Source organism: Labrenzia sp. THAF187b, from assembly GCF_009363375.1.
GTDB lineage: Bacteria > Pseudomonadota > Alphaproteobacteria > Rhizobiales > Stappiaceae > Roseibium > Roseibium algicola.
The window spans coordinates 4,034,794-4,050,396 of record NZ_CP045344.1 but is presented as its reverse complement, the minus strand read 5'-3'; the positions used below and the strand labels follow the sequence as shown (position 1 = coordinate 4,050,396).

The 15,603-nt window shown below is 58.3% G+C and carries 14 protein-coding genes and 1 pseudogene; 6 read left to right on the top strand and 9 right to left on the bottom strand.

Annotation, left to right across the window (positions count from 1 at the left end):
* Window positions 1–110 precede the first annotated feature (110 nt).
* Together FIV03_RS18685 and mgtE are read left to right on the top strand one after the other, a co-directional pair.
* Window positions 111–842 (top strand): proteasome-type protease, encoded by a 732-nt coding sequence (locus tag FIV03_RS18685; RefSeq protein WP_152510574.1) that lies wholly within the window; start codon window positions 111–113, stop codon window positions 840–842.
* Window positions 843–919: 77 nt separating this feature from the next.
* Window positions 920–2,344 (top strand): magnesium transporter, encoded by a 1,425-nt coding sequence (mgtE, locus tag FIV03_RS18680; protein WP_152510573.1) that lies wholly within the window; start codon window positions 920–922, stop codon window positions 2,342–2,344.
* A 36-nt stretch (window positions 2,345–2,380) separates the two neighbouring features.
* Here mgtE and FIV03_RS18675 read toward each other — a convergent pair whose 3' ends face one another.
* Window positions 2,381–3,154, bottom strand: coding sequence for an ATP12 family protein (locus FIV03_RS18675; protein ID WP_152510572.1), 774 nt, complete (start codon window positions 3,152–3,154; stop codon window positions 2,381–2,383).
* The gene (locus tag FIV03_RS18670; protein ID WP_152510571.1) at window positions 3,154–3,834 is read right to left on the bottom strand and encodes an HAD-IA family hydrolase; all 681 of its coding nucleotides are present in this window, start codon (window positions 3,832–3,834) and stop codon (window positions 3,154–3,156) included. The genes FIV03_RS18675 and FIV03_RS18670 overlap by 1 nt, the downstream gene beginning before the upstream one ends.
* 401 nt (window positions 3,835–4,235) lie before the next feature.
* On the opposite strand from FIV03_RS18670, the gene FIV03_RS18665 reads away from it, so the two are divergent.
* The 3 genes from FIV03_RS18665 to FIV03_RS18660 all read left to right on the top strand — a co-directional run bounded on the left by FIV03_RS18665 (window position 4,236) and on the right by FIV03_RS18660 (window position 6,411).
* Window positions 4,236–5,525 (top strand): DUF2778 domain-containing protein, encoded by a 1,290-nt coding sequence (locus FIV03_RS18665; RefSeq protein WP_152510570.1) that lies wholly within the window; start codon window positions 4,236–4,238, stop codon window positions 5,523–5,525.
* A gap of 162 nt (window positions 5,526–5,687) precedes the next feature.
* Complete coding sequence (locus FIV03_RS31620; RefSeq protein WP_167579595.1) at window positions 5,688–5,858, top strand: hypothetical protein; 171 nt, start codon at window positions 5,688–5,690, stop codon at window positions 5,856–5,858.
* A 46-nt stretch (window positions 5,859–5,904) separates the two neighbouring features.
* Window positions 5,905–6,411 (top strand): ATP-binding protein, encoded by a 507-nt coding sequence (locus tag FIV03_RS18660; protein WP_152510569.1) that lies wholly within the window; start codon window positions 5,905–5,907, stop codon window positions 6,409–6,411.
* A gap of 26 nt (window positions 6,412–6,437) precedes the next feature.
* Here the strand turns inward: FIV03_RS18660 and FIV03_RS18655 are convergent, their stop codons facing one another.
* From FIV03_RS18655 to FIV03_RS18630, 6 genes are all read right to left on the bottom strand, one after another.
* Window positions 6,438–7,457 carry an RluA family pseudouridine synthase gene (locus tag FIV03_RS18655; RefSeq protein WP_035909367.1) on the bottom strand — a complete coding sequence of 340 codons (1,020 nt, stop codon included), beginning with the start codon at window positions 7,455–7,457 and terminating at the stop codon, window positions 6,438–6,440.
* Window positions 7,458–7,580: 123 nt separating this feature from the next.
* On the bottom strand, window positions 7,581–7,964 hold the full coding sequence (crcB, locus tag FIV03_RS18650) for a fluoride efflux transporter CrcB (protein ID WP_055654707.1): 384 nt from the start codon (window positions 7,962–7,964) through the stop codon (window positions 7,581–7,583).
* A 102-nt stretch (window positions 7,965–8,066) separates the two neighbouring features.
* A complete protein-coding gene (locus tag FIV03_RS18645) occupies window positions 8,067–8,855 on the bottom strand; it encodes a sterol desaturase family protein (protein WP_062488547.1) in 789 nt (262 codons plus the stop codon).
* 56 nt (window positions 8,856–8,911) lie between these two features.
* On the bottom strand, window positions 8,912–9,694 hold the full coding sequence (locus FIV03_RS18640) for a sterol desaturase family protein (RefSeq protein ID WP_209009645.1): 783 nt from the start codon (window positions 9,692–9,694) through the stop codon (window positions 8,912–8,914).
* The gene (locus FIV03_RS18635) at window positions 9,691–10,476 is read right to left on the bottom strand and encodes a sterol desaturase family protein (RefSeq protein ID WP_055654709.1); all 786 of its coding nucleotides are present in this window, start codon (window positions 10,474–10,476) and stop codon (window positions 9,691–9,693) included. Before FIV03_RS18635 ends, FIV03_RS18640 begins: the two co-directional genes overlap by 4 nt.
* A gap of 102 nt (window positions 10,477–10,578) precedes the next feature.
* Complete coding sequence (locus FIV03_RS18630; RefSeq protein ID WP_152510568.1) at window positions 10,579–12,972, bottom strand: patatin-like protein; 2,394 nt, start codon at window positions 12,970–12,972, stop codon at window positions 10,579–10,581.
* A 476-nt stretch (window positions 12,973–13,448) separates the two neighbouring features.
* Between FIV03_RS18630 and FIV03_RS18625 the strand changes: the two are divergent.
* Window positions 13,449–14,282 (top strand): annotated as a pseudogene (locus FIV03_RS18625) (adenylate/guanylate cyclase domain-containing protein); the annotation flags it as partial.
* Window positions 14,283–14,300: 18 nt separating this feature from the next.
* Here the strand turns inward: FIV03_RS18625 and FIV03_RS18620 are convergent.
* Entirely contained in the window at window positions 14,301–15,542 is a 1,242-nt protein-coding gene (locus FIV03_RS18620; RefSeq protein ID WP_208997915.1) for a replication-associated recombination protein A, read from the bottom strand.
* Between the last annotated feature and the right edge of the window lie 61 nt (window positions 15,543–15,603).

Below are 15,603 nucleotides of genomic sequence, written 5' to 3'. Positions count from 1 at the left end.
CAGGCTCACTCCAGCAAAAGATGTTAAAGGGCAACCTGCGCCCTGCCTGATGGATGCTTGCCCTTTAGGGGCTCCAGCATCGGGTCTTGGCGCAGTCTGAGGGCTTGGGAATGACCTATTGCGTTGGCTTGAAACTGGATCGCGGGCTGGTGTTCGCCGCGGACACACGCACCAACGCCGGTGTCGACAACATTGCCACGTTCAAGAAACTCCACGTATGGGAAGAGCCAGGCGAGCGGGTGATCACCCTGCTCTCGGCCGGCAACCTTGCGGTCACCCAGGCTGTCGTCTCGCTTTTGAGTGAGCACATCACGTCTGCCGAAAGCGACCGGGCGACCCTGATGACCGCAAAGACCATGTTCCAGGTTGCCCGCCTCGTCGGCAGTGCGGTTCGTGAGGTCAAGGCGATCGACGGCGAAGCCCTTGCAACAAGTGCGGAAAACTTCTTCGTCACCTTCATTCTGGGCGGCCAGATCAAGGGTGAGGAACCGCGCATGTTCCAGATCTATGCGGCCGGCAACTTCATCGAGGTCTGTGAAGACACGCCCTATCTGCAGATCGGAGAGCACAAATACGGCAAGCCGATCCTGGACCGGGTCACGCGTGCGGACATGCGCCTCGGTGAAGCGGCCAAGCTGGTGCTGCTGTCCTTTGACAGCACGCTGAGGTCGAACCTGTCCGTCGGCATGCCCATCGACATGTTGCTCTACAACACCGACAGCTTTTCCACCAACCGCCAGGTGCGCATTCAGCAGGACGACCCGTATTTCCAGAAACTGTCCCGGGGCTGGTCAGACAAGTTGCGGCAGGCCTTTGCCGATATTGAGGAATTTGAAGTCTGATCCGGCAGGAAACTGTCAGGCGGACGTCACAATCGATCAGTAGAAGCGGACCGGACCCTTCCGGAAAGTGAGTATCCATGAGCAATTCCAGCGACGTCGCCGAGCTTGACCCAACCGCATGGACCAGGGAGCCGGCTAACGAACCGCTGGAAATCAATGATGCTGCGCTCCGGGCCGTGCGCGAGATGATCAAGTTGGGCCAGCGCACGCAGCTGGTCGAACTGCTCAAGCGCTGGGACCCCGTCGACGTCATGCAATTGTTGACGCGGCTGCGCCTGAAACATGCCCGCAAATTGTTCCAGTGGTTGCCGGCCAACCCGTCGATCAAGGTCATTGCCGAGCTTCGACCGGAATTCCGTTCGATTCTGATGGAAGAATCCACCCTTGAGCAGTTTCGGGATATTCTCGCCGGTCTCGATCCGGAAGATGCCATCGAAATTCTCAACGAGTTTCCGGACGATGTCGCGGACGAACTGATCGCGCGCTTGCCGGATGTGGAAGACATCGCAACGCGCGGTTCCTATGCCGACGACACCGCGGGCCGCGTGATGGCCCGCAAGTTCGTTGCCCTTCCCGAAACCTGCACCGCCGGCGAAGCCGTCGCGCAGATGCGCGCGGAAGCCAGCCGCATTCGCAAGGTCTTTACCGTTTATGTGACCGATGCCGACGGCAAGCTGACCGGAACAGTGGAAGTCGGCAAGCTTCTGCTCGCTCCGGCGGACGCACCCTTGTCCAGCTTCATGAACCGCGACGTGATTGCCGTGTCCACGGATACCGACCAGGAAGAAGTGCTGCGGCTCGCCCGAAAACGCGACATGCGCACCGTGCCGGTCGTCAGCGGAGAAGGCCACCTGATCGGCCGGATTACGCCCAAGCAGTTGACACGCATCGCCTCGGACGAAGCCAACGAGGACATGCTGCTGATGAGCGGCGTTTCCTCAGAAGCCCGGTCGGATGACACGGTGCTGCGCATAGTACGCGGCCGCCTGCCCTGGCTGCTGGCCGGTCTGGTGGGGGCCAGCGTTGCTGCAACGGTGGTCGGTTCCTATGAAGACCAGTTGGCGGAAGCCGCCATCCTGGCCGCTTTCATTCCCGTCACCATGTCCATGGCCGGAAACGCGGGCCTGCAGGCCTCCGCTGTGGCGGTGCAAGGCATTGCGACCGGAGCCTTGTGGTCCGGCGACATCTTCTACCGCCTGCTGAAGGAAATGGTGGCGGCGCTCTTCAACGGCGCTATCGCCGGCACGATCCTAGGCTGTCTCGTACTCGTGGCTTCACTGATCGTGCCGCTGGAAGACCCGCTGCACCTTGCCCTGGCCACATCGCTGTCACTGCTGTGCGTCACCACGCTTGCAACCATGGTCGGCGCCACCATACCAATCATTCTGGACAAGATCGGCATCGACCCGGCCATGGCCATCGGTGTCTTCATCACCTCGTCCAACGACGTTCTCGGCGTGCTCATTTTCTTTCTGATGGCAACGACGTTCTACTTGGGGTGAAGCCAATACGCTCCACACCACATCGCAGGGAAATTGTTACGCTTCTCGCAGGATCAGAACCGCCGCGTCGAATTCCTTGCGCTTGTAGGCTCGGACGAGAGCAGCTTCCGCGTCTTCGCCCCAGCGCTCGATGTTGAAGTCCTCTTCCACATGAGCGGCCGTCCAGGCGGCATCGGCGTCGAGGTAGTTTTCCAGCAGACCAAGCCCCAGGAGCGCTGAGCCTGTCAGGCTGGTGATCGTATGGAGCGCTGCGAGGCGCATCGGGGTCAGGTCGGAAAGTCGGGCCCGATAGGCGACAAGCAGCGGTTCCGGCTGGGCAGCGTGAATGACGCCTTCGATCAGCACGAAACGGCCGCCGAGCAACCCGCCTGCCCAGTCCACGACCGGATCCCACATGCGCCTTTGGGTGTCGATCAGGCTTTGCGGATCGTCCGCGCGGTAGCACAGCGCATCATTGCCGGCAAACCGGGTGATATCGTCAGCCACTTCGCCAAACCGGATGCTGACTGCATCAAGCGCTGAATTGGAAATCCGGGTCAGCGGCATGGTGGCCGGATTGATTTCCTTCTGCTGAGCCTGCCATTCGGCGGCAACCGCTGCAGCAAGCGCCTCACTCGGCAGCAACAAGGCCGCCTTGCCCGGTGTCTTGACGGGCCTTCCGTCCAGATGAATCGCGAAACCGCCGTCCACGGCAACATGGGTTGCTTCCTTGTAGAAACGCTTAGGCAATTCGCGCCTGGAGAGTTCGCGCGCCCGCTGCTCCGGATCCTTGGCCGCATCTTCCTGCAAGGTTTCAAGAAAGTCGCGCATCACATTGTTTCCTTGTCGAAATCCAGAAGTTCACCAAGTGTCAAATCCAGCTCGGCATAGGTCTGGATGATCTTGTCTGCACCATCAGCACTCAGCCGGTCATGATCATGATAACCCCAGGCAACACCCAGGGCATGTGTGCCGGCGGCCTTGGCCATCGCCATGTCAAAACCGGTATCACCGATCATGATGGTTCGTGTCCTGTCCGCTCCGGTCTCCGCCATTGCCCGCAGCACCATGTCCGGATGAGGCTTGGAGGGTGAGGTATCAGCTGTCTGGACGGTCACGAAGCGTCCATGCAGATCATGGGTATCCAGCATGTGCGTGACCCCACGCATCGCTTTGCCGGTGGCAATTCCAAGAAGGACATCGTCACGCGCATTCAACCGGATGATAGCCTCGCGAGCACCCGGATAAAGCGGGTCGAGATCCAACCCTTCCCTCCTGCGGGACCACTTCGCCTGTTTATAGGCGTTGGACATCACCGGGATCTTGTCCTGGTGTTCAGGTCCAACGAGATCCAGAAAAGCCTCGTCCAGCGACCGTCCGACGATTGAGAGCGCCGTTTCCCGGTCAGGCATGGGCAGGCCCGCAGCCTCGAAACCGACCTGCAGGCCTTGCAAAATGGTTTTCTGACTGTCCACCAGCGTGCCGTCGACGTCGAAGATGATCAGATACATGGGCATCCTGTGCCAAGCGAACGGAAAGTAGCCCGCATGTGCCGGGTTTTCCTCCGGGGGTCAAGAGCACATTTGACACTGCCCCGGATTGGAAGTTTTGCCGACATCTACGTCATTGATTGGTAAATTCAACAATAGGCAAAGACTTCCACAGTCTGCGGCAAATTGACGTTCAATCTTTGGATATCGCCAATTTTGAAAAACCGCCCGAAAATTGCCTCTTTAGAGTGATTACCGGTCTCTTGGCTGCTTGCATATTTATCGTAAAGAACTTGGTTACCATGATCGACGATACTGCTGCAGGCGGGTGGGCATGAACGTTTGGGGCAAGATTGTCACCAAAGGATACGAATTTGGAGCGCGGTCGAACAAGACCGGCGTAACAGAGTGGTTTTGTCTGAATGATTCAGAAGAAACAAAAGGTCGGCCTGAAGGGGCAAGCAAAATCCCGGAAGACCAGCCGGACTTTTTATACGATCCTCGCGGGGGCAACTTTGGTGATATCCGGTTTGGCCGGAACCGCCACTTATCTTGGAACCTCGATCGCCCCGTCTCATTTTGTTGCCGCCGGCACTGAGCCGCAGAAGACATTGACGCTTGCGCAGACAACCCCTGCCGTAGCTTCTCTTGGTCTGGCCCCGATGGCGCTGACAACGAAAAAACGGCAATCCGCCGAAGCGGAGGCCGCGCTTGCAGCCCAAAAAGCCGCCGAACAGGCCGCAGCAATAGCTGCAAAAGCAGAAGCAGCGCTCAAGGCGGAAGCCGCGGCACTCGAAGCCGAGGCTAAAAAGGCTGCGAAGGTGGCCCTTGCCGCCAAGCTCGCAAGGCTGAAACTCGCCCAGACACTTCTGGCCCATCAAGCTGCTTCAGAAACCACAAGTGTTACCGCGCTCGATGAACCGGCAGCCGATGACGCTGCGCCGAATGTCGAGGTCGCAGCGTTACAAAGCGTCGGCACCACGGCTGAAGCAGAGACGAATGTTGCTGCAAAGCCTGAACAGACGGCCGTGAACATTGCCATGGCTGCGGGTAATCCGGCCAAACCCGGCGCCATTCTGCCACCGACCCCGGACATGAAACCCGAACCGCCACGCCGCAGCGCGCCGGTGGTTGCAGAAAACCGTCCTGAAGGCAGGGAAAAGCCTGAACAAGCGTCTCCCGTTCTGGCCTATGCAACGCCAGGAAATCCGGAAGAAGATGAAAACGGAGTGTTCGGCGGTCTCGGCAAATTGTTCGGCAGCGCCAAGCCCGGCCTTCCCGGTGCAGGCAGCAAGATCGCCGTCTATGACATCAGCGCCGCAACCGTTCACATGCCGGACGGAACCAAGCTTGAGGCCCATTCCGGTATCGGACACCGGATGGACAATCCGAAATATTCACACGTGAAGATGCTCGGTCCGACGCCGCCCAACATCTACAACTTGAGAATGCGCGAACGCCGTTTCCATGGCGTGGAAGCCATTCGCATGCTGCCGCAGGACCGTGCTGCCATGAAAGGCCGTGACGGCATGCTGACCCATACGCGTCTGCTGCGCCGCTCCATCGGGTCCCATGGCTGTGTTGCCTTCAAGGACTACAACAAGTTCCTGAACGCATTCAAACGCGGCCACGTAAAGACCTTGATCGTCGTTCCGTCGATGGAAAAGCTGCCGACCTACATGGCAAAACTTCAGCGGAGCACCGGAGCCTGACCTTGCAGGCAACTGCCGGATTGGATATGCCTTCTAAACATCCCGTTTTCAGTCGAGAGCGGGATGTTTCATCGTTATGGGGCCGCCAGCACGTTCTGGTCTGACGGCCTCAATCAGGCAACTGCCGTTGCAGCATAGCGCCCTGCCCGCCCGGAGCTTTTCTTGACCAAGATCATCCTGTTGCTGCTGTTCATGATTGCCGCGATCCAGGTGATCAAACCGCTTGGCTGGCCTGGTCTCAAGAAACGCTCGGATGCCTGGAAACTGGTGGCGGGCGTTGTGTGCATCACCTTTGCGTCGGTGATCCTGGGTGCACTGTTTCAGGGCGTTTGATTACGTCCACCAGGTTTGCAAACATCCGACAGCGAGCTCCCATCAAATGCTACCATCTGACGACGCTCCAACTCTGCATCTGTTTTGCGGCAAGGTTGCTTCCGGCAAGTCGACATTGGCGGATCGCTTTGCCGAACGTCCCGGCAACATTCTCCTGCGGGAAGACGTCTGGCTGTCCGGTCTCTACGCTGACCAGATGTCCAGCCTCGCAGATTTTGTCCGCTGTTCGTCACTCTTGAGAAAAACGATAACGCCGCATGTGGCAGCCCTGCTGGAAAGCGGTCTTTCCGTGGTACTGGACTTTCATGCCAACACGAAAGAAAGCCGGCAATGGATGCGTGCCATTGCCGACAAGGTCGAGTGCAAGCATCAGCTTCATTTTCTCGATGTGCCGGATGAGGTCTGCAAGGAACGCCTTCGCCAGCGCAATGCCGCCGGGAAGCACGAGTTCTCGGTGTCCGAGGCCGAGTTCGACCGGATCTCAAGCCACTTTCAGCCACCGGCGGAAGACGAGAGCTTCAATCTGAAGGTCTATCCCGCCGCCGGCAGCTAGACTTCTGCCAAAGCAGAGAACCGCTATCAGCGCTTGTTGAGCGCGTCGTCCGGATCATCCACTTCCGGATCATAGTCCGTTGCATCAAATCCGAGCAGATTCCAGGTCTGCTGCATGTGTGGCGGCAGCGGTGCCGAAACATCGATCGTGCCATGGCCCGACGGATGCGGGATCACGATCCGGCGCGCCAGCAGATGCAGCCGGTTCTGGATACCACCCGGCAGCTCCCAGTTCTCGATATTGAAATACTTGTCGTCACCGATGATCGGATGGCCGATATGAGCCGCATGTGCGCGCAACTGGTGCGTTCGGCCCGTCACCGGCTTCATCGTCACCCAGGAAAGCTTCTGGCCGGACTTTTCGAAGACGGAATAGAGCGACACGGCGTGCTGTGCCTCATCGTCGCCCTGACGCACGATCTGCATGCGTTCTTCGCCGTCATTTCTGGCCAGGAAGGTGGAAATGCGGCCCTGAAACGGCTTCGGAACACCCGCCAGGATTGCCCAGTAGATCTTCTGGGTATTCCGGTGACGGAAGGCCTTTGTCAGTTCCTGCGCGGCCTGACGCGTACGGGCAACCAGAATGATGCCGGAGGTCTCACGGTCAAGACGGTGCACCAGACGCGGCTTGTTGCCCTTGCGGTCGGTATAGGCGTCCAGCATGCCATCCAGGTGGCGCTTGAGGCCTGAACCGCCCTGAACAGCAAGACCTGCCGGCTTGTTGAGCACCATTACCTGGCTGTCTTCAAACAGCAGCATGTCCTCAATGGCCTTGCGGTCGTCAGCAATCAGCTTGGTGGATTTCGGCTTGGCATTCTTCTTGTCGTCCGCCGGAAGTTCCACCCCGAGAGGTGGAATACGGATCATCTGCCCCTTGGCGATACGGGTGTTCGTCTCGGCACGCTTGCCGTCGACGCGGACCTGCCCCGTACGCAGCAGTTTCTGCAGATGACCGAATCCAAGGCCCGGGTAATGGGACTTGAACCAACGGTCGAGGCGCATGCCCGCCTCATCGGCGGACACTTGTTTCTGTTCAATCGCGGACATGTTTTTCTCAAATTCGGCATCCGGCCTGCCGCCGTGACGCGCATCCATCGCCCCTGCATCAAGGCGGGGGGAAAATTCGTTCCGCAGCGTATAGGCGGAATCGGCCCGAAAGGGAAGGAATTCTTAAGTTGCGACCTGGCGCATGATCATCAGTCCGGCAAACACGGCAAGAATGGACAAGGCGACAGAGGCAAGAACATACATGAGTGCCAGATGCGTGTCGCCGCGCTCCCATAGCACTGAGGTGTCGAGCGAAAACGCGGAGAACGTCGTGAAGCCGCCAAGGAAGCCGGTCGCCACGAAATAGCGCAATGACTGCAGGTTGCCGGTCTCATGGCGAACCAGCCAACCGATGAAAAGCCCCATGGCCAGTGAGCCGACGACATTGACAGTAAGAGTTCCGACAGGAAAACCCGGCCCAAACAAACGGAGCGTCGCAAGCGACACCAGATGCCGTCCGCCCGCACCCAGACCACCGCCCAGCATCACCAGCAAAAGATGTTTCAAACTGTCGCCCCGCTTCTAACTGGTCCCAGTCGCCCCTGAATACGCCGAGTTCAATCCGTGCATGGGTGAACCATCACGGAATCTGCCGGGCCAGGGAAAGCCCTATTCGCCGGGAGCCGCCGGCTTTGCAGCCGATTTTTCGCCCATCTGTTCAAACACCTTGACCTGCTCATCGTACTTCGGGTCGATGGTGCCGCAGACACGGTCCCAGAACGAAAAGAAATTGGCGTAATTGTAGCGGAAGCGCGAATGGTGCTGGTCGTGAAAAGTCACGCAGACCATCGGCGAAGGCATGCGCGACATCGGCGACGCCCAGAATTCGAAACCGGAATGGCCGATTGTACCATTGAAATGGTCCCACAGCCGGTGAACGATCAGCACGGGGATCGGGATCGGCAGGAAGATGACCGCCCACAGATAATAACTCTGCATGACAAAGGCATCGACCAGATCGTCGGAATAGGTGCTCCAAACAGTCGGCGCGACCGAGCGGTGATGTTCCGCATGAAAACGGTACATCGCCTTCGTATGCATGAACCGGTGGCCCCAGTAGAACCAGGTGTCGAAGGCAAGGATGGAAACGACAAACATCAGGATTGCAGACCACCAGGTCAGCTCCAGCGGCGCGACCAGGGTCCAGCCCTTCATCGAAAGGAAGATGCCGCCGGCAAGACAGCCCGCGGTCACGGTCAACGAATAGACGCTGGCCCGGATTTCCTTCCACATGCGCTTTTCGCCACGCCGGTTCTGCTGAATACGCCGCTCCGGGTGCCGGTTCTGTATCTTCACCAGCACCCAGCCGGTCGCAAAATACAGGAACACGTTCACAGCGTAGCACGCTGCGTAAATCGGCAGGAATTCAAGCAATATCGTCAGCGCCTGATCGAGCATATCTCTTCATACATCCATTTGGTCGGTTGGCTGACACATGTGAGTACTGTGCGGGCTTACCCGGTTGCCTTGACTTTCGTTTCTTCCGAATCCGGAATTTCGCCGGTCTCTTCCATGGACCGCACCAGCACATCGTACTTCGGATGCACCGTTCCGCAGATCCGGTCCCAGAACGAGAAGAAGTTACCGTAATTGTAGTGAAACTGCGAATGATGCAGATCATGGAACGTCGTGCAAATCAGCGGCGAAGGGAATCGCGACGACTTGGACGCGAAATATTCAAAGCCCGAATGGCCGACCATGCCTGAAATCTGGTCGAACAACCGCAGGGCAAAAACGCTCAAGGCCGGCACCGGCAGCACGAACCAGACCAGAAAATAGAAAAAATGCTCGATCAGGGTGTCGACCGTGGTCGAGCTGTCGTTGCTCCAGACCGTCGGTGCGATCGAGCGGTGATGAGGTACGTGGAATTTGTAGAGCGACGGCCAGTGAAGAATCCGGTGCCCCCAATAGAACCAGGCATCAAACAGGACGAAGCAAACGGCGAACATCAGCGGAAACGACCACCAGCTGAGTTCCAGCGGAGCGAACAGCGTCCAGCCCTGGGTCTGAGCGAAAAATCCGGACGACAGCAGGACGGAAGATGTCGCCAACGCCTTCATGGAGGCACGGATTTCCTCTGCCTGGCGTTTCATGCCGTCACGGTGTTTCTGGATCCGCCGGTCAGGATGACGGGCATTTATCGCGATCATGGTGAACCCTGTCGCGAAATAGACCGCCACCATGGCCGCGTAGGTGAGCGCCAGAACGATGAGGTAATCGACGAGTAGCCCCATCATGATTTTTCCTGTTTGCCGGTGCCGGCATAAAGCGCTTCGAACCCTTCCACCCGCTCGTCATAGGTCGGATGGATAGTGCCGCAGAACCGATCCCAGAAGGAAAAGTAGTTGGCGTAGTTGTAGACGAAATACTGGTGATGCTGGTCGTGGTAGAGCGTGCACAGCAGTGGCCAGGGTTTGCGTGCGCTCGGGCTTGCGAAATGCTCATAGCCGCAATGGCCGATGGCGGCCGACACCTGGTCGAACAACCTGTGGCCCAGGAAAACCAGCGGCGGAATTGGCACAACAAAAAGCACAAGCGCATAATAGGAATGGGCGAACAGCGTATCCACACTGGAGCCTGCATCGTTGGACCAGACTGTCGGTGTCACCGTCATGTGGTGCGGCTTGTGGAACCGGTAGAACATCTTGGTGTGCAGGATCCGGTGCCCCCAGTAGAACCAGGTATCGTGCAGGGCTAGCGAGATGACGAAGAACAACGGCACCGACCACCAGGACAACGCGACGGGGTCGAACAGCGTCCAGCCACGCAGCTGGGCATAAAGGCCGATGGAAAGGCAGCAGCTCGTGATCGACAGCTGCCCCATAGAAGATTTGATATCGCGCAGGGCATCGTGGGTCGGCTGGCGCTTCTGGATCTTGCGGTCAGGGTGACGCCTGTTCATCACCGTCATGGTCAGGCCGGTTGTGAACAGCACGATCAAGCTGGAAGCGTAAAGCACCAGAAAGAAACCCAGAAACACCTCCGGGCCGGTCCCAAAATGTTCGGCAATAAAAGTCATCAACTCAAATATCCACGCGCAATTCCCTGGCCACTTTTGTGCGTAGCGAAAGAGCGGACCTCACGTCAAGGAATGACTTGCCAAATTATGAATATTACCCGGTCAGACGCTTTCCGTCACATGAGCGAAATCGGGATAGATCGACCGGACCAGCTTGTCGACCCGGTCTATTTCCTCTGGAATATCAGAAAGTTTGCCACGTTCTTCTTCCAGAACCGCCAGAAAGATCCGTGCGCGCGCCTGGTTTACCTGGATCTGCGGCAAAGTGCCCTCACCTGCCGCAGACAGAACGATGCTGACCAGCCTGTCGGCGGCGTTGAGACGTCCCCACAGATAATCATGTTCCCGCCAGCTGCGATTGAAGAAGGCACCGAACGTATTCAGGGACTTGCCCTTGAGGTCGAAACCTTCCGTATAAAGGCTTGCCGCATCGGTCGGGCTGATGCGGTCGACCAGGATTTCCGTCACCTCCGAGAAGTCGTTGCGCTGCAATACGGGAAAGGTGATCAGATCGAAAAAACCGAACCCGATATAGGTTCCCATCAGGGATGTGTGACGGCTCTTGTCGAGAAGGTTTCGGGCCGTCTCGGCAAAGAGTTCGTCCTGCAGCCTGTCCAGATCGGCAAGCCCCATCATCTGTGTCAGGGATTTCAGCATTGGCTGGACATGCTCGGCAGCGTCCGGACCACCCGCTTCCGCCGCCCGAACGAACGTTTCGGCGAGTTCCCGGCTGCGGCCACCGAAAAAGCGGTCATTCCAGCGCCAACCCAGATGATCGATCTGCTCGTAGAGCAATCCCTTCATCTGATCGAGCGCCTCGAAATTGGGCGGCGGTAAGTCGGAGCCCGGACGATAGTGATAGAAGCCGTTGAGCTTGCGCACCGCAAAGCGAAGCCGGCGTATCCGGTAGTCGACATCCAGCCCACGCAACAAGGCAACAACATGCGGGTCCGTACGCCCCAGGATGTCCTTGCTCTCGGCTGTCAGGCGGCTGGTGTGACGCGAGTACAGTCCCAGAAGGGCTTCTTCCTGGCCACGTGCACTGTCCAGCCCGCTGAGCCGCGCCGTCAGGCCTGCCAGCCGCTCAGCCAGGGAATGAAGTTTCAGGGACTGATAATTGAGAAAGGCGAACCCTGCCTGCTCGAATGCGGCCACGGTTGCCTGCTTCCGGCATAACGAAAGAATGTCAGGTGTTACCCGGCGCCGCTTTGGCAAAATGCCCGCCACCGCCTTTTCCACCATCGGCCCCGCATCATCGATCAGCTGCGACAGCCAGCGGCTGCGCCGGTTGTTCTGTTCAAGCTCTTTCAGATCATCGCCGATGGGCTCATTGCGCGGAATATGAGCGAGCGAAGCCAGGATCACGCGGAAGAACCCGGGCAGCTCCGAAACGGTGCTATCCGTTTCGACCGGAACCACCGGTGACGGATCCACATAGATCAGCCGCCGGGCAACTTCGCGCACCGCCGGCCGATCCTGAATAACGTCAATCACCGGCGCAAAGGGCTTGTTCATGACGACGCTGCCATCGACAAAACAATGCTGACCGGCTGTCTCGGACGTCAGGTTCAGCCCTCTTGCAAGAAACGCATCCCGGTTGTGCCACGTCAGGTCGTGATCGACCAGCACCCGCTCCATTTCCGCAACCGTTGCAGGAGGGAACGCCCCTGGAAACGAGGACGTCGCACGAGCCGCAAAGACAATTTCCGGAATGCTGTCGGCATCGAACTGGCTTTCGATATCTCCTGGCATTCTGTGCGCGGCATGGAAACTCAGGATCCGGCGATGATCCCACTCCTCGACATAGTCCGGATCGTCCAGGTGAATGCGTCGCTTGATGCCGTTGTAATCGGTGATCGTCACGAACAGGTCGAGCGTCTGACCACGCGGGATCAGACTGCGGCCGGGCACGGCACCGTCCTCCATCTTCTGGCAGGCATCCAGCATCCAGCCGATGAACCGTTCACCGGAAAACGGTGGGGTGAACCAACGCGCCTGCATGAACAGTCGCAGCTTCTCGCGCGTTTCCGCGCTTTCTATCTGCTTTGTCAGCCGTGTGGAAATCAGCTGGTCCAGCACCGGCGAAATGGAAATCTTCAGGTATCGGGACAAACCGGCCTGTGGCCGGGCCAAACGCGTGACATCGGCATTTTCCAGCCACATCTCGCTGTGGCTGTCGAGTGGCAGGTCGTGAGTGATGGCCCGCGCAAGCATGATGCCGTTGACGCCACCTGCAGACGCACCGGCAATTGCGTCAACCACCACCCGGATGTCGGCAACGGAGGACAACAGATCGAGCAGATCCTTGTAGGCGCTTTGAACCGGAGGAAGCTCCTGATCGGGTGCTTCCTGGGCAGAACCGTTCGATTTGCGGTCGAGGCGAACGCTCGACGCCCGAACAAGATTGAGGATTTCCCGGCTTACGCCATGCATGTAGATGGCAAGCGAAACGCCGCCATAAAACACCAGCGCCAATCTGAGTTCGATTTCCTTCATGAGGTCACCGTGGGGAACATGTTGAAGTCCTAACACGAAAGAATGGCTACTATCTTTATGCGGCGGACCTTTCCATTCGCCAATCAAGACATGGCGGAACTATGCTCCCGCCCGATCACTTCTATGCAAACATGGTTTGACGACGAGGCTTGCCGGGAACTTGGCGCTCTGAAGCGTGCTACAATTTTCCCCCGCCTGACCTGTATATTCCGCTAAGATAGTTCATGGATCCGACAGTGATTCTTTAAAGTTCAGCATTATAAATCAGACAATGAGACCAGACCTTTTCGACGCGGAATGAAATGGCCAAGAGTGTAGATACAGCTGCCCAAAGCTCCGATGATACCGGGCAAGCCGACCAGACGACCTCGCTGCAATCCCTGCAGGAAGAGAACGACTATCTGCGATCCGAGTTGGAAGATCTGCGCCTCCTGTACGAGGCGACCATCGAGCATGGCGAAGCGGTCGAGGACCAGCTGGCGGATCAATCCACCAAGCTCGAGGCACTTTCGCGGCAGCTCGCCAAATACCTTTCGCCTCAGGTCTATCAATCCATTTTCGAAGGCCGTCAGGAAGTCAAGATTGCGTCCACACGCAAGAAACTGACGGTTTTCTTCTCCGATATAGCCGACTTCACCGAAACGGCAGACCGGCTTGAATCAGAAGAACTCACGGCGATCCTCAACCAGTATCTGACGGAGATGTCGAATATCGCGCTGCGCTACGGCGCGACCATCGACAAATACGTCGGCGACGCCATCCTGATCTTTTTCGGTGACCCGGAAACACGTGGTGTGACCGAGGACGCACTTGCCTGCGTACGCATGGCCATCGACATGCAGGACCGGATGAAGGCGCTCCAGGGTGCCTGGCGGGAAGCCGGTATCTCCAAACCGATGAAATGCCGCATGGGGATCCATACGGACTATTGCACCGTGGGCAATTTCGGCAGCGAAGACCGGTTGGACTACACCATCATCGGACGAGGCGTGAACACGGCCTCACGCCTGGAAAGCCTTGCCACACCGGGCTCTATCCTGATCTCCTTCGAAACCTATTCGCAGGTGAAAGAGCAGATCAAATGCGCTGAAAATGGTGAAGTCAACGTCAAGGGGATTGCCTATCCGGTCTCCACCTACGAGGTAATCGGCCTGAAGGAACCCGTTCCGGTCAAGGATGATCTGGAAGTCGACCTGGTGTCTCGCCAGTTGGACAAGATTTCCGACACGATGGCACCGGAAGACCGGGACAAGCTGATCGCCACACTCAAGAGCGCCCTCGACCGTCTGACATCAACCGAAACCGCCTGATCTTTCAGGCTACCGAGCTCAGCCGCGTTCCTTGCGCCGCTTGTCCCAGAACTCCAGGCGTTTTCTCAGTTCCCGCTCAAACCCTCTCTGGGGTGGGTCGTAATAGGTCTTGCGGCCCAACTGCTCTGGAAAATAGTCCTGACCGGAAAAGCCGTCGGGAGCATCGTGGTCGTATTGATAGCCGTCGCCGTACCCTTCCTGCTTCATCAGCTTGGTGGGCGCGTTGAGGATATGCTTGGGCGGCAGCAGAGAGCCGCTGGACTTGGCATCCCGCATCGCCGCCTTGTAGGCCACATAAGCACCGTTCGATTTCGGCGCCGTTGCAAGATAGATCACCGACTGCGCAAGCGCCAATTCCCCTTCGGGCGACCCGAGCATCTGGTAGGCGTCACGGGCCGCATTGGCTTGCACCAGTGCATTGGGGTCGGCCAGCCCGATGTCCTCAACCGCCATGCGGATAAGACGCCGGGCAAGATAGAGCGGGTCCTCCCCGCCATCCAGCATCCGGCAGAACCAGTAGAGGGCGGCATCGGGATCGGACCCCCGCACGGACTTGTGCAGCGCGGAAATCAGATTGTAATGGCCGTCGGCACTCTTGTCGTAAATCGGCGCCCGCCTCTGGACAATTTCCTGCAGGCGCTCGGCATCGAAGACCTCGTCCTCTCCTGCGGCGCGCCAGACATCCTCGGCCAGGGTCAGAGAAGAGCGGCCGTCGCCATCGGCCATGCGGATCAGCACCCGTCGGGCTTCCTCGTCAAGCGGCAGCTTACGCTCTTCCAACTCCTCTGCCCGCGCCAGCAGTTTTTCGATGGCGTCCGCGGAAAGGGAATGGAACGTCATGACGTGAGAGCGCGACAGCAAGGCCGCGTTAAGCTCAAAAGACGGGTTTTCCGTGGTCGCACCAACCAGCGTGATCGTGCCGTCCTCCATCACCGGAAGGAAGCTGTCCTGCTGCGCCCGGTTGAACCGATGGATCTCGTCAACGAAGAGCAGCGTTGCCCTGCCGCTCATGCGCCGGGCGCGAGCCGTTTCGAACACCTTCTTCAGGTCCGAAACACCGGAAAAGATCGCAGAGATCTGTTCGAACGCGAGGTCCGTTTCATTGGCCAGCAACCGGGCAATGGTTGTCTTGCCGGTACCCGGCGGCCCCCAGAAGATCAACGAACCAAGCGTCCGCGTCTTCAGCATGCGCGACAGCGTGCCTTCCGGCCCGAGCAGGTGATCCTGCCCCACCACATCGGCAAGTTTGGTCGGTCGCATCCGGTCCGCCAGTGGCCGCGGGCCGGACTGGCTTAGTCCGGAAGCTTCGAACAGATCGCTC

Bases quoted from the DNA above. Each gene is read 5' to 3' on its own strand.
- FIV03_RS18685 (WP_152510574.1), top strand. From the start codon at position 111: ATGACCTATTGCGTTGGCTTGAAACTGGATCGCGGGCTGGTGTTCGCC.
- mgtE (WP_152510573.1), top strand. From the start codon at position 920: ATGAGCAATTCCAGCGACGTCGCCGAGCTTGACCCAACCGCATGGACC.
- FIV03_RS18675 (WP_152510572.1), bottom strand. From the start codon at position 3,154: ATGCGCGACTTTCTTGAAACCTTGCAGGAAGATGCGGCCAAGGATCCG.
- FIV03_RS18670 (WP_152510571.1), bottom strand. From the start codon at position 3,834: ATGTATCTGATCATCTTCGACGTCGACGGCACGCTGGTGGACAGTCAG.
- FIV03_RS18665 (WP_152510570.1), top strand. From the start codon at position 4,236: ATGATTCAGAAGAAACAAAAGGTCGGCCTGAAGGGGCAAGCAAAATCC.
- FIV03_RS18660 (WP_152510569.1), top strand. From the start codon at position 5,905: ATGCTACCATCTGACGACGCTCCAACTCTGCATCTGTTTTGCGGCAAG.
- FIV03_RS18655 (WP_035909367.1), bottom strand. From the start codon at position 7,457: ATGTCCGCGATTGAACAGAAACAAGTGTCCGCCGATGAGGCGGGCATG.
- FIV03_RS18645 (WP_062488547.1), bottom strand. From the start codon at position 8,855: ATGCTCGATCAGGCGCTGACGATATTGCTTGAATTCCTGCCGATTTAC.
- FIV03_RS18640 (WP_209009645.1), bottom strand. From the start codon at position 9,694: ATGATGGGGCTACTCGTCGATTACCTCATCGTTCTGGCGCTCACCTAC.
- FIV03_RS18635 (WP_055654709.1), bottom strand. From the start codon at position 10,476: ATGACTTTTATTGCCGAACATTTTGGGACCGGCCCGGAGGTGTTTCTG.
- FIV03_RS18630 (WP_152510568.1), bottom strand. From the start codon at position 12,972: ATGAAGGAAATCGAACTCAGATTGGCGCTGGTGTTTTATGGCGGCGTT.
- FIV03_RS18620 (WP_208997915.1), bottom strand. From the start codon at position 15,542: ATGCGACCGACCAAACTTGCCGATGTGGTGGGGCAGGATCACCTGCTC.